12 protein-coding genes are annotated in these 12,317 nt (G+C 40.1%); 5 read left to right on the top strand and 7 right to left on the bottom strand.

From position 1 onward, the window contains the following. Window positions 1-10: 10 nt before the first annotated feature. From sapF to pspF, 7 genes are all read right to left on the bottom strand, one after another. The gene (gene sapF, locus ACIPUA_RS03260; RefSeq protein WP_042844012.1) at window positions 11-817 is read right to left on the bottom strand and encodes a putrescine export ABC transporter ATP-binding protein SapF; all 807 of its coding nucleotides are present in this window, start codon (window positions 815-817) and stop codon (window positions 11-13) included. After that, complete coding sequence (sapD, locus tag ACIPUA_RS03255) at window positions 817-1,812, bottom strand: putrescine export ABC transporter ATP-binding protein SapD (protein WP_042844011.1); 996 nt, start codon at window positions 1,810-1,812, stop codon at window positions 817-819. Before sapD ends, sapF begins: the two co-directional genes overlap by 1 nt. After that, complete coding sequence (sapC, locus tag ACIPUA_RS03250) at window positions 1,812-2,702, bottom strand: putrescine export ABC transporter permease SapC (protein ID WP_042844010.1); 891 nt, start codon at window positions 2,700-2,702, stop codon at window positions 1,812-1,814. Before sapC ends, sapD begins: the two co-directional genes overlap by 1 nt. After that, window positions 2,689-3,654: a putrescine export ABC transporter permease SapB gene (gene sapB, locus ACIPUA_RS03245; protein ID WP_042844008.1), complete on the bottom strand. Its 966-nt coding sequence runs from the start codon at window positions 3,652-3,654 to the stop codon at window positions 2,689-2,691. Before sapB ends, sapC begins: the two co-directional genes overlap by 14 nt. Beyond that, the gene (gene sapA, locus ACIPUA_RS03240) at window positions 3,651-5,336 is read right to left on the bottom strand and encodes an ABC transporter substrate-binding protein SapA (RefSeq protein WP_048607026.1); all 1,686 of its coding nucleotides are present in this window, start codon (window positions 5,334-5,336) and stop codon (window positions 3,651-3,653) included. Before sapA ends, sapB begins: the two co-directional genes overlap by 4 nt. 376 nt (window positions 5,337-5,712) lie before the next feature. Beyond that, window positions 5,713-6,318, bottom strand: coding sequence for a hypothetical protein (locus tag ACIPUA_RS03235; RefSeq protein ID WP_449059265.1), 606 nt, complete (start codon window positions 6,316-6,318; stop codon window positions 5,713-5,715). A gap of 567 nt (window positions 6,319-6,885) precedes the next feature. Beyond that, a complete protein-coding gene (pspF, locus tag ACIPUA_RS03230; protein ID WP_449059264.1) occupies window positions 6,886-7,896 on the bottom strand; it encodes a phage shock protein operon transcriptional activator in 1,011 nt (336 codons plus the stop codon). Between the two features lie 267 nt (window positions 7,897-8,163). On the opposite strand from pspF, the gene pspA reads away from it, so the two are divergent. From pspA to ACIPUA_RS03205, 5 genes are all read left to right on the top strand, one after another. After that, window positions 8,164-8,829, top strand: a complete 666-nt coding sequence (gene pspA / locus ACIPUA_RS03225; protein ID WP_449059263.1) for a phage shock protein PspA — start codon at window positions 8,164-8,166, stop codon at window positions 8,827-8,829. 80 nt (window positions 8,830-8,909) lie between these two features. Beyond that, entirely contained in the window at window positions 8,910-9,140 is a 231-nt protein-coding gene (gene pspB, locus ACIPUA_RS03220) for an envelope stress response membrane protein PspB (RefSeq protein WP_042844003.1), read from the top strand. Next, window positions 9,140-9,496: an envelope stress response membrane protein PspC gene (pspC, locus tag ACIPUA_RS03215; protein ID WP_042844002.1), complete on the top strand. Its 357-nt coding sequence runs from the start codon at window positions 9,140-9,142 to the stop codon at window positions 9,494-9,496. The genes pspB and pspC overlap by 1 nt, the downstream gene beginning before the upstream one ends. A 367-nt stretch (window positions 9,497-9,863) precedes the next feature. Then, complete coding sequence (locus ACIPUA_RS03210) at window positions 9,864-11,261, top strand: YcjX family GTP-binding protein (protein ID WP_131679963.1); 1,398 nt, start codon at window positions 9,864-9,866, stop codon at window positions 11,259-11,261. Continuing rightward, entirely contained in the window at window positions 11,258-12,313 is a 1,056-nt protein-coding gene (locus ACIPUA_RS03205) for a YcjF family protein (protein WP_449059262.1), read from the top strand. The genes ACIPUA_RS03210 and ACIPUA_RS03205 overlap by 4 nt, the downstream gene beginning before the upstream one ends. The last annotated feature ends 4 nt before the right edge of the window (window positions 12,314-12,317 follow it).

Below are 12,317 nucleotides of genomic sequence, written 5' to 3'. Positions count from 1 at the left end.
GCGGCATTAATTATGATAAATCTTGCCGCCATGCATCGATAGATAAAGGCTCACCAAAATGGCTTTCAATTAGGCGGCGAGTGACATCATGCAGAGGGGCGGCTAAAACTTCAGCAGTATTGCCTCGCTCGACAACTTCTCCTTTATCCATCACTAGCATTTTATCGCTAATATGTTTCATCATGCCTAAATGTTGGGTGACATAAATAAAAGCAATATCTTGCTTTGCTTGTAAATCCAACATTAGATTAATGATTTGCGAACGCATCGACATATCTAAAGAAGCCAATGCTTCATCCGCAACAATAATTTCCGGCTGTAGGATAAGTGCTCTAGCCAATGCGATGCGTTGTTTCTGCCCTGATGCTAACATATGAGGGTAATATTCTGCATGGTCAGCAAGTAAACCCACTTGGCGAAGTGTTTGAATTATACGCCTTTCACGCTCAATTCCTGTTAAATCAGTGTTTAGCTTTAAAGGAAGCTCAAGGGTCTGGCCAATACGCTGCCTTGGGTTTAATGAGGTGCTGGGGTCTTGGAATATCATGCGAACCCGTTGACAACGGTAACTGTAATCACCAAATTTGAGGTGCTGCCCACGGATAAAAATATCGCCACTAGTGGGCTCGACAACACCTGATAACATACGTGCAAGTGTCGACTTCCCTGAACCGTTGGCGCCAATAATGGCTAAGGTTTGGCCCGCTTGTAAGTTAAAACTGACAGGTTTTACGGCTTGTAACTCATGGCGATGAAATAGCCCTTCACGGAAACGGAAAGTCTTAGTGAGGTTACGTACTTCAAGTAAGGTTTCCATTATGGCTGTTCCTCGGTGTTTAACGGATAGTGACAAGCAACGAGATGGCCTTTAATACTGCGTAATTGAGGCGCAATGATACAAGTACGCTGCGCATAAGGGCAACGTGGACCAAGGCGGCAACCAATAGGCAAATGTTCCAGTGAAGGAATTGCACCGGGTAAGGTATTCAACCGCCCTTTGTGAGGAATTGGGCTTTCAAAATCAGGAATTGAACGAATTAGGGCTTGTGTATATGGGTGCCGTGGGCGCTGTAACATATCTTCAGGAGTCGCACTTTCAACGGTTTGACCACAATAAAGTACATTAATACGGTCAACTAATTTTGACATCATTTCCAAATCATGGCTAATCAGTAGAATACCCATGTTATTGTTTTGATTTAACTTATCAAGTAAACGAAATATTTGAGCTTGCGTGGTGGACTCCATTGCGTTGGTCGGCTCATCCGCAATCAATAAACGGGGTTGGTTAGCAATGGCGATAGCTATCATCACTTTTTGGCATTCACCGTCAGTGAGTTCATAGGGATAGCTACGCATAATATCTTTATGGTCTTTAATACCAACCCGGTGTAATAACTCTATCGCTCGGCGTTTTCGCCAATTAAAGCGTTGCCACCAACGGCCCTTATAGGTCCAACTGGGAATAGATTGAATTAGCTGTTTACCAATATCTGCCGCAGGGTCGAGACAAGACTGGGGCTCTTGAAATATCATTGAAATATTATGGCCAATTAACCGGCGGCGTTTACGAGGACTGAGTTTTAATAAGTCGATATCTTGAAAACGAAAGCGGTCGGCTGTTACCCTAATATTATCTTTAGTTACCCCACAAATTGCTTTGGCGATTAGGCTCTTACCTGAACCTGATTCGCCGACTAAACCGCGTATTTCACCTTCAGATAGAGTCATGGATACACGGTCAACCGCTTTAACAGGGCCATTCGCCGTCATAAATTCGATGGTTAAATTGCGGATGTCTAATAGTGGCATTATTCAACTCCCGCATTAATCGCTCGGTGTAACCCATCGCCTAAAAGGTTAACAAAGAGCACGCTTATCATGATAGCAATACCAGGAAGGATCACGGTCCAAGGTGCGACATAGATAAGTTCTAAAGTATCACCAAGCATTGCCCCCCATTCAGAGGAAGGGAGTTGTGCACCTAAATCAAGAAAGCCTAAAGCGGCAATGTCTAATATGGCAATTGATAGCGCGCGAGTCAGCTCAGTAACCAAAATTGGTGTGATGTTAGGAAGTACGGTATACCATAAAATAAAAATATTTGACGCCCCATCAAGGCGTGCGGCGACAATATATTCTTTATCTAATTCATCATGCACTGCAACATAAATAGTTCTTACCATTCGAGGAATCAATGCAAGACAAATAGCTAGCATAGCATTTTGCAAACTAGCCCCCATAAATGCCACAACAATAATGGCTAATAATAATGAGGGAATAGACAATAGGGTATCAAGTATATGGTTAAACACTGCAGATTTTAACCCACGAGTCATTCCGGCTAAACAACCTAAAACCAACCCGATAATTGTCGCAATGAAGGTCACTAAAATAGCAGAGCCAAAAGTTGATTTAGTACCGATTAATAGCCGGCTAAGAATATCGCGACCAAGATCGTCAGTCCCGAAGAAGAATGCGACCTCACCGTAGTGCGACCAAGAGGGTGGTGTTAATTGATAACCTAAAAACTGTTGATCTAATGCGTAAGGAGCAAGATAAGAACCTGTAAAGCATAGAGCCAACAAAATTAGGACGCCAATAAACCCCACCATTGAAATAACATCTGATGAAAATAAATTCCATACCACACGTGTTGGGGATGGCATTTTTTGTTCACGATAAAAATTATCTGAGGACATACCAATCCTTATGCTTTAATGGGTCCATCATAGCGCCTAAAATATCAGAAAGTACATTTACTGTAATGACTAATGCACCGATTAGCATTACCCCGGCTGAAATCGCCGAATAGTCTTCTTGACGGATCGCAGTGACTAACCAACGGCCAAGCCCCGGCCAGTTAAAGACTAGCTCGGTTACCATTGTGAGAGTTAGCATTGTTGAGAACTGTAACCCAAGTTTAGGGATGATAGGTGGAATAGCATTGTGAAAAATATGGCGCTGAATAATTTTAATTCTTGAGAGACCGCGGATAGCTGCGGCTTTTATATAGTTTTCACTAGCAATTTCTTCGGTACTGTTCCTCACCAAACGTATAACTTCTGTCGTGGGAGCGAGTGCTAGGGTTAGCACTGGCAGCATCATATGCTCAAGTACGTTAATTATCATATCCTTACGATAGGGCGAATCTGAAAGCCATGCATCAATTAAAGCAAACCCTGTCACCGGTTTAAGATTATATAAAAGGTCAATACGACCAGAGACGGGGAGCCACCCAAGATGTAATGAGAAGAATAAAGTTAAAACAAGCGCTAGTACAAAGACAGGCACAGAAAAGCCCAATAAAGCAAAAATACTGATAACAATATCGGCAGGTTTGTTACGCCAAAAAGCCGCTATAATTCCAAGCGGGATCCCTGTGGTTAATGCAAAGATAAAGGCTAAAATACACAGCTCCATTGTTGCAGGGAAGGTATCTTTTAGCTGTTCGGTTATGGGCTCACCATTGATACTAGAAACACCAAAATCAAAATGAAGTAAACCATCGAAATAGAAAATATAAGCATCAATGAGTGACGCACCACTTAACGGCGCGTTAGGTGTAAAATAACTTAAGCTAAAGCTCACTAATGATAAAAAGAATACGGTAACTAGTAGCAATAAAAAACGACGCAGAGAATAAATTATCATGGTTGCGAACTCGGCTTTTTAGGTGCAACTTTAATTTTTTGCTCCATTTCACGATACACCCCAGCAAAGGATGTGTTACCAAAGGCACTGATCATTAAGCCCTTAATATCATAACGATATGCTTGTAAACGTAAAGAATAGGCTAGGGGTAAAACGGGAAGTTCTTCCCCTAAAATTTGCTGCGCTTGATGGTAATAATCGATACGAGCAGCGAGTTGTTGTGTCAGCAATGCTTTATGCAAAATCTCATCAAATGAAGGGTTGCACCAGTGGCTCAAGTTGGTCTGTGAACCTATTGCTGCACAGCTAAGCAAAGGACGAAAGAAACTGTCAGGGTCATTACTGTCTGTTGTCCATCCTGCGAGTGTCATATCATGAGACCTATCCATTAATTGGTTTTCTTGAAAGCGGCCTTCAACAGAACGGATATTCATAATAACTCCGACTTGTGCTAAATCAGCTTGGATAAGCTCAGCCATTTTCAATGGGCTGGGGTTGTATGATTGTGAAGCAATTGGCACCCATAAGTCTAACTTGAGGTTTTCTAACCCCATTTCTTGTAGCATTTGCTTTGAGAGTTCTGGATTGTAATCAGTTATTTTGGCTTGGTTATCATATGCCCACGAAGCCCTAGGTAGGATTGATGCCGCTGTTTCAGCGGTACCATAATAAATAGACTGCATTAGCCTTTCATTATTGATCGCATAAGCAATAGCTTGGCGTACTTTTAGCTTATCTAATGGCGGTTTACTGGTATTAAATGATAAATAAGCGATATTCATACCCGAGCGCATGGAAATCCGTAAGCGTGGGTCATCACGTAACACTTTTAGTTGGCTTGCCGCGGGGTAAGCTAAAACGTCGCATTCCCCTGTGAGTAATTTTGAAATACGCCCAGTTCCACCGGCACCCATATCGACGACGACTTCTTCCATACGAGGTTGACCTTTCCAATATTGGTCATTTCTAAGTAAACGAACAAATTGCCCAGCTTGGTAGTCATCTAAATTAAATGGCCCTGTGCCAACAGGACGCCAGTCAATCAACTCTTGGCGGTTAATACTCGAAAGGTAGTCTGCATATTCAGCCGACAGGATAGGGGCATAGTGAGTCGCTAAGTGCCATAAGAAGGAGGCATCCGGTGAGTTCAAACGGAACTCAACCGTATAGTTATTAATTTTTTGTATACTTTGTACGCTACTCGCAAATTGCAAACTATCAAAATAAGGGTAACGGCCACCATTAATATAATGGTAAGGATGATTTACCTCAAACATACGGGCGAAGCTAAACACAACGTCATTTGCATTCATGTTGCGGGTCGGTGAAAACCAAGGCGTATTTTGGAATTTTACGTCTTTACGTAGGTGTAAACGGTAAGTTGCGCCGTTATCAAGAACCTCCCAACGTGATGCAAGTTCGGGAATTAAACGATAGGTAAAAGGGTCGACATCTAATAGGCGGTCATAAATTTGTGCGCCAAGAGGGTCGACAATGAGCCCACTGCTGACCAACTGAGGGTTAAATGTTGTGACGATGCCATTTACACAATAAATAAAACCTTTTTGGCGTATATCAGCTGGGACCTCGTTTGCCACGATGTCTGGGTAATGCCCTTGGTTAGCAAGTGCACGGGCAGATAAAGAAATGATAAGTAAAAACCAAAAAGTTAGTTGGCGCATAACACTGATATCGTTAACCTGAATGAGCCTATTGTAGCGTAAAAATAGGGGCTCTGGGTATAAGCAAAATTTTAATCAAAAAAATAGGAATGAATAGGCGTAATTAATGGAGTAAACCTAATAATCTAACTTTAAATTATTAGGTTTATCATTGAACTATGTCTTAATGAGAAAAAATCTCATTAAAAAGCTTTACAAACGGCATTGATAACGATTATCATTCGTTTTGTCGATTAAGCAAACGCTTATGTAGACAAGGCATGACATTGCTCACATTGCTTCCAGTGTTTTATTTGATAGCCAGCATGGGTGCTGGCTTTTTTTTATCCAAACATAAGCAGTCAATTGGCACAGACGGCAGTAATAAAAAGCGAATTTATTCTAAACCAACATATTTTAAATCATCTTTTGTCACTTTGCCTTGAAGGGTACACAAAAAGCGAACGACACCTCTTTGCTCATCCTTTTCAATAATCAGCATTTTTTCAGCGGCATTCTTGTCAAGGTTGTAACGTTGAGCTGCATTTTCGTTAAATACCCAGTGATCTTGTAAATTATGCCTAATCATGGGGGAATATATATAACTATTACCAATCTTGATAATGCTAATCCTTGATGTAGTATGGCGGATCACTTCTTCAAGGCTTTGTGTTGTTTCGAACCCCCAAAAATAATACTGTCCACGCATTCCCATATAAGAAAAGTCATCATATTTGTCAAAATCACTATGACTAGCAATAAAACGGTTAAAAGTGACTTTATTTGTCGGGGAAAAATTGATATTGACAGAAAATTGCTTACCATCACTAAGCTGTGATTTATTTAAAATGTCAGAGACATCTTGTAAGACAGGGCTTTCTTTAATTTTCTCAAAAAAGGATGAGTCACAATAAGAAAAAGTTCTCATTAATGACTCAGCATTGGTGATAGGAGATAAAGCTAGAATAAAAAATGTTACAGCTAAAATGTTTATATTTTTCATAATAGTCTCCTTTTAGTAAATAAAGTTATGGTCTAGAGATATCACATAAATACATTTCGCACAGTAGATAAATATGACAATTTGTAAAATAAAGAAATAATTTAATTTATTAAAGAGTGTTCTGAGAATAGTAAAAAATTATAATGATAAGAATGCAGGGTATAACATTGCCATAATCATTATGTTAATAATTAACTTATTGTGCGAGAAGATTTACCCAATAAAATTGTATAAAATACTTAGTTAAGATAACCTTAATTTTTTATCTCATTGAAAATAATTGCAGATTAATTAATTTAAGGCAAGTTGATAAAAATTGAACCTTATCTAATTGATATGCGTGAATTTAAACTCGGGGTTTGGTTTTTTGCTTTTATTTAGAAAAAATAATATATATGTATTTAAAATTTAAATATTATTAGGTGTTATCGCGTATTAGGTAATAAAGGTTGAGGCCAATTTTTTGAAATATTTGGCAATAAAAATACAGTTAATAAGGAAGATAATAATGTCTAAATTTAAAGCCGTGTTCAAATAACCATAATGTCACTTGAACACTATTTATTATTAGGGCTCTAATTTAATCTGATGTTTTTTAATCAAACCACGTAGTTGGTCATAACTTAATGAAAGTAATTTTGCAGCTTTACGTTGGTTAAAATGGCTTGTTTCAAGTGCTTGCTCTAACAACCTTTTCTCAGATTTTTGTTGCCATTGGCGCAAGTCACAAGGTAACGAGGGCAATGTTGAGGAAGAAGGAGACACAGATTGTTGAGCAGGTAATGACTCATGTAATTCTGTGAGTCGCTCTCCAAAGGGGTTAAAAATAATATTGTTGACAGGCTCTGCACGGTCACCATGGCGGTATACGGAGCGCTCTATGACATTTTTCAATTCACGTACATTACCAGGCCAAGGGTATTGTTGTAGTGTTTGTTGGGCATCATGAGTAAAACCAGTAAAATGTGAACGCTTTAGTTCTCCACACATTAAAATGGCGAAATGCTCTGCTAGTAGTAAAATATCTGGTTGGCGTTCACGCAAAGGTGGTATGCGGATTACATCAAAAGCAAGTCTGTCTAAGAGGTCTGCTCGAAATCGACCTTGTTTCGCCAGTTCTGGCAAATTCGCATTAGTAGCACAAATTAAACGAACATCAACATGTAATGATTGGCTTCCTCCCACTCGTTCTAATTCACCATATTCAATTACTCGTAATAATTTTTCTTGTACTGACATTGGGGCTGTGGCTAATTCGTCCAGAAAAAGTGACCCTTTATCAGCGCGTTCAAAGCGGCCTTGATGGCGTTTTTGTGCGCCTGTAAAAGACCCTGCCTCATGTCCGAATAATTCAGAATCCAGTAAATTCTCATTGAGTCCACTGCAATTGAGAGAGATAAAAGCTTCTTGCCATCGAGGGGATAAGTAATGAAGCCTATCGGCGATAAGCTCTTTACCTGTACCTCGTTCACCAATAACCAGTATAGGTTTACTCAGTTGAGCGAGCTCGGAGGTTTGTTCTAGTACGTCTAAAAAATTACTTGAAATACCAAGGATCGGGTCATTAGTCTCTTTCATGGTTATTTTTACCAATAGTTGGTTTAAAATGCCTATTTTTTACTATAGGCTAAAATGAAATAAAAGGGAAAGCATATAATTATTTACTTAAAAATCATTTGGATATAAATAAATTTTAAAGTTGGCACGCTAGTTGCAATATTTTCTTCGCAAATAGTTTGGTATAACGAATTAATTGTATGACTTACGGAGCGTCAGGTATTGGTTGGAAGCCAAATCAGGTCGAGGCGCTACAGAATGATAAAATCCATCAAGAGGAAATAAATAATGGGTATTTTTTCACGTTTTGCCGATATCATTAATGCAAACATCGCTTCTTTGTTAGACAAAGCTGAAGATCCGCAAAAAATGATCCGCCTGATGATTCAGGAAATGGAAGATATGTTGGTTGAAATTCGCTCAACATCTGCACGTACTCTAGCAGAAAAAAAAGGGCTAGAACGCCGTATTGAAATGGGTGAAAAGCAAGTTGCTGATTGGCAAGAAAAAGCAGAATTAGCACTCGTTAAAGATAAAGAAGATTTAGCGCGTGCTGCATTGATTGAAAAACAAAAAGTTAGTGGCATGGTAGATACATTAAAACATGAGCTAATTATTGTTGGTGAAACATTAGCCCGTTTGAAAGGCGAAATTACTGAATTGGAAAATAAACTGCAGGAAACGCGTGCTAAGCAGCAGTCCATGGTAGTTCGTATGGAAGCTGCGCAATCAAGCCGTAATGTTCGCCGTCAGTTGGATAGCGGCAAGCTTGATGAAGCTATGGCGCGTTTCGAACAGTTTGAACGTCGTATCGACCATATGGAAGGCGAAGCCCAAAGTTATGGTATTGGCAAACAAAAATCACTGGACCAACAGTTTGCTGAATTGAAAGCAGACGATGAAATTAGTGCGCAATTAGCTGCACTTAAAGCTAAAATAAACAAAGAGCAATAACAGTATTTTTGATGCACTGATGCGTTGGTAACATCGTATCAGTGCTGTAGACAAGCAAACCATATGTATAAGGAAATGTGATGGGCTACGTTTTTCTGTCTCTCGGATTAATAATTTTTCTCATTTTTATTTTGCCTATTTGGCTGTGGTTACACTACAGCAAAAAGAATAATGGGCAAGGGAGTCAGCTAACCGAAAATGAAATACAGCGTTTAATGCAATTGGCTGAACAGGCATCACATATGCAGCAACGTATTAAAACGCTTGAAGACATTTTGGATGCAGAGCACCCAAATTGGAGGCAAAAATAATGACTCAATTTCGCGGCCGTAAGCTTTACCGTTTAACGGATAGACGAGTGTTCGGTGGTGTATGTTCGGGTATTGCAGAATACTTGGAACTTCCGGTTGCTTTGGTTAGGGCATTGGCTGTACTGGCTTTATTTGTCAGTTTCGGAATTACATTAATTTTGTATATTGTTATGTGCTTTGTTGTTGAAACCGCGCCAAGTGGTTATCGCTCAGAGCAAGATATTGGGCCTGAAGTGAGTAGCCTAATAAACCAAATAGATACACAGTTAAAATCAGGTGAAATGAAGCTACGCCAGATTGAAAGATATGTAACTTCAGATACTTATACTGTTAATAGTAAATTTCGTGATCTATAACATTTCGCATTGTCATCACACGATAAGGGGTTAGGTATTGATGCCGAATCCCTTTTGTTTTCAACGTGTCAGTGAGCGCAGTATGTCAAATCAAACCAATCCTCGATTAAAAAAATTCGCTAAACAACTAATATTGAAGAGAGGAGTTAAATTTATTTTATTGTTATTGATGACTTATGGCCCTGCGGGTGTCATCGGGAAAATAATTAAGCTGTTGAGCAGTAAGTGGCTAATAAATGCGTTAATTAAGCGGTTAACCTAATTCAATTTGTTGTTTTATGCTAAATTAATAAGGGTATTATCTATCTAACCACCAGTGTTGTTGGTGAAATTGATTTATATTTAAAGGATAAGTCTTCGGAGGAGCATGAAACGGCTGCAAAATGAATTAACTGATTTGATGAACCGGAGTGTTGACCGTCATGTCAGGCTAGCAGTAACCGGGCTTAGCCGTAGTGGTAAGACGGCATTTATCACCTCGTTAGTTAATCAATTATTGAATGTTAATACTGGTGCCCGGTTACCATTATTTTCCGCTGCAAGGGACAAACGATTATTGGGTGTTAAACGCGTTCCTCACCGTGATTTATCGGTACCACGTTTTGCGTACGATGAAGGGATCGCTTCACTCTATGGTCAACCTCCACAATGGCCAACGCCGACTCGAGGCGTGAGTGAAATCCGCTTAAAATTACATTATCGTTCAGAAGATTCTTTCCTTCGCCATTTTGTTGATAATTCTTCGCTATATTTGGAAATAGTTGATTACCCAGGTGAATGGCTATTGGATCTTCCTATGCTGGATTTGCATTATTTGGCTTGGTCAGAGCAAATGCATACTTTAGTCAAAGGGGAACGAGCTCATTTAGCGCAATCATGGCTGACTTTGTGTGAGAAATGTGACCCATTAGCGCCTGTCGATGAGAATTTATTGGCCGAAATTTCAGAAGCGTATACACAATATTTATTAGAATGTAAGGCCCAAGGGCAACATTTTATTCAGCCTGGTCGTTTTGTATTACCTGCGGAATTGGCTGGGGCTCCAGCGTTGCAATTTTTCCCTTGGCCAAATGTTGCAAAATATGGGGAGAAAAAGCTCGCCCAAGCAGGTAAGAATACGAATATTGGCGCGTTACAACAGCGTTATCAATATTATTGTGAGCACGTAGTAAAAGGGTTTTATCGGGAGCATTTTCAACGCTTTGATCGGCAAATTGTTTTAGTTGATTGCTTGCAACCGTTAAACAGTGGGGCAGATGCATTTAATGATATGAGAATGGCGCTGACCCAATTGATGCGCAGCTTTCAATATGGGAAACGGACATTATTAAGACGCTTATTTTCTCCTTGTATTGATAAATTACTGTTTGCTGCCAGTAAGTCCGATCATGTTACCCCTGATCAACATGCAAATTTAGTGGCGCTTTTACAACAATTAGTTCAAGAAGCTTGGCAACACGCCGCATTTGAAGGGATAAGCATGGATTGTGTTGGGTTAGCGTCGATACAGGCCACAGAAAGCGGTCTTGTGGATTATAAAGGCGAGAAACTACCCGCTTTAAAAGGCGAGCGCTTAAGTGATGGTTTGCCGTTGACTTTTTATCCAGGGGAAGTGCCAAAACGGCTGCCAAATGAGCAATTCTGGCAAAGGCAAGGTTTCCAGTTTGAAAACTTTAGGCCACGATTTACACCTATTGACCAACCATTGCCCCATATCCGTATGGATAGCGCGCTAGAATTTCTGTTGGGAGATAAACTAAAATGAATGAACCTCTAAAACAACGTCTTGATTTTGCTGATAGCCTTGAAAAAGAAAATGAAGAAAAGCTGAAAAAGGCACATTTTTTTGATGAGCAAGAGCTTGAAAAATTTACGCCTATCTCTTTGGAATTAGAACAAGATAACCAAGAAGGTGAGGTAGAAAGCCTAATTAACGAAGCATTAAAACCTAAAAGAAGTTTTTGGCGTAAGTTAGTCGGAACCGCAGTGGGGGTTTTTACTGTCAGTGTGGTCGCTCAATTAGGTATTTGGATACACCAGTCATGGGTTACTCAGGATTGGACGGCCCTAGGTACTGCGGCAGCAGGGGGCTTGATTATTATTGCCGGTGTAGGGTCAATTGCGGGAGAATGGCGGCGCTTGTACCGCTTAAGAGAGCGGGCGCAAGAACGGGATTTTGCGCGAGAACTTTTACACAGCCATGGCATGGGGCAAGGGAAGCCTTTTTGTGAAAAACTAGCCAAACAATCGGCATTATCGGCACAACACCCCGCACTGCAACGCTGGCAGGCAACTATCCATGATTCTCATAATGACCGAGAAATCGTAGAATTATACAGCAGAATGGTTCAACCTATTTTGGATGAACAAGCACGCAAAGAAATTAGTCGTTGCTCGGCAGAGTCGGCAATCATGATCGCGGTTAGCCCATTAGCGATTGTCGATATGGCTTTCATTGCATGGCGTAACATTCGTTTAATCAACCGAATCGCTGCAATTTATGGCATAGAATTGGGCTATTATAGCCGTATTAGGTTGTTTCGTATGGTGTTAATCAATATTGCATTCGCTGGAGCATCTGAATTGATCCGTGAGGTCGGTATGGATTGGCTGTCACAGGATATCACCGCGCGTTTATCGACACGTGCCGCACAAGGTATCGGTGCAGGCTTGCTAACCGCTCGCCTTGGTATCAAAGCGATGGAGCTATGCCGGCCATTGCCTTGGATTGAAGACAAACCAAGGTTAGCTGATTTTCGTCATCAACTTATTGGTCAATTAAAGAATGTTATTCCCAGTAAGAAAAATAAATCATAAATAG

Source organism: Providencia sp. AGC89 (assembly GCF_053543535.1).
Note: the sequence above shows the minus strand (reverse complement) of the source record. Positions and strands in the feature narration are given on the sequence as shown.

Coding starts and splice junctions, on each gene's coding strand:
- ACIPUA_RS03210 (WP_131679963.1), top strand. CDS start 9,864: ATGAAACGGCTGCAAAATGAATTAACTGATTTGATGAACCGGAGTGTT.
- sapA (WP_048607026.1), bottom strand. CDS start 5,336: ATGCGCCAACTAACTTTTTGGTTTTTACTTATCATTTCTTTATCTGCC.
- pspF (WP_449059264.1), bottom strand. CDS start 7,896: ATGAAAGAGACTAATGACCCGATCCTTGGTATTTCAAGTAATTTTTTA.
- pspA (WP_449059263.1), top strand. CDS start 8,164: ATGGGTATTTTTTCACGTTTTGCCGATATCATTAATGCAAACATCGCT.
- ACIPUA_RS03205 (WP_449059262.1), top strand. CDS start 11,258: ATGAATGAACCTCTAAAACAACGTCTTGATTTTGCTGATAGCCTTGAA.
- ACIPUA_RS03235 (WP_449059265.1), bottom strand. CDS start 6,318: ATGAAAAATATAAACATTTTAGCTGTAACATTTTTTATTCTAGCTTTA.
- sapF (WP_042844012.1), bottom strand. CDS start 817: ATGGAAACCTTACTTGAAGTACGTAACCTCACTAAGACTTTCCGTTTC.
- sapD (WP_042844011.1), bottom strand. CDS start 1,812: ATGCCACTATTAGACATCCGCAATTTAACCATCGAATTTATGACGGCG.
- pspC (WP_042844002.1), top strand. CDS start 9,140: ATGACTCAATTTCGCGGCCGTAAGCTTTACCGTTTAACGGATAGACGA.
- sapC (WP_042844010.1), bottom strand. CDS start 2,702: ATGTCCTCAGATAATTTTTATCGTGAACAAAAAATGCCATCCCCAACA.
- pspB (WP_042844003.1), top strand. CDS start 8,910: ATGGGCTACGTTTTTCTGTCTCTCGGATTAATAATTTTTCTCATTTTT.
- sapB (WP_042844008.1), bottom strand. CDS start 3,654: ATGATAATTTATTCTCTGCGTCGTTTTTTATTGCTACTAGTTACCGTA.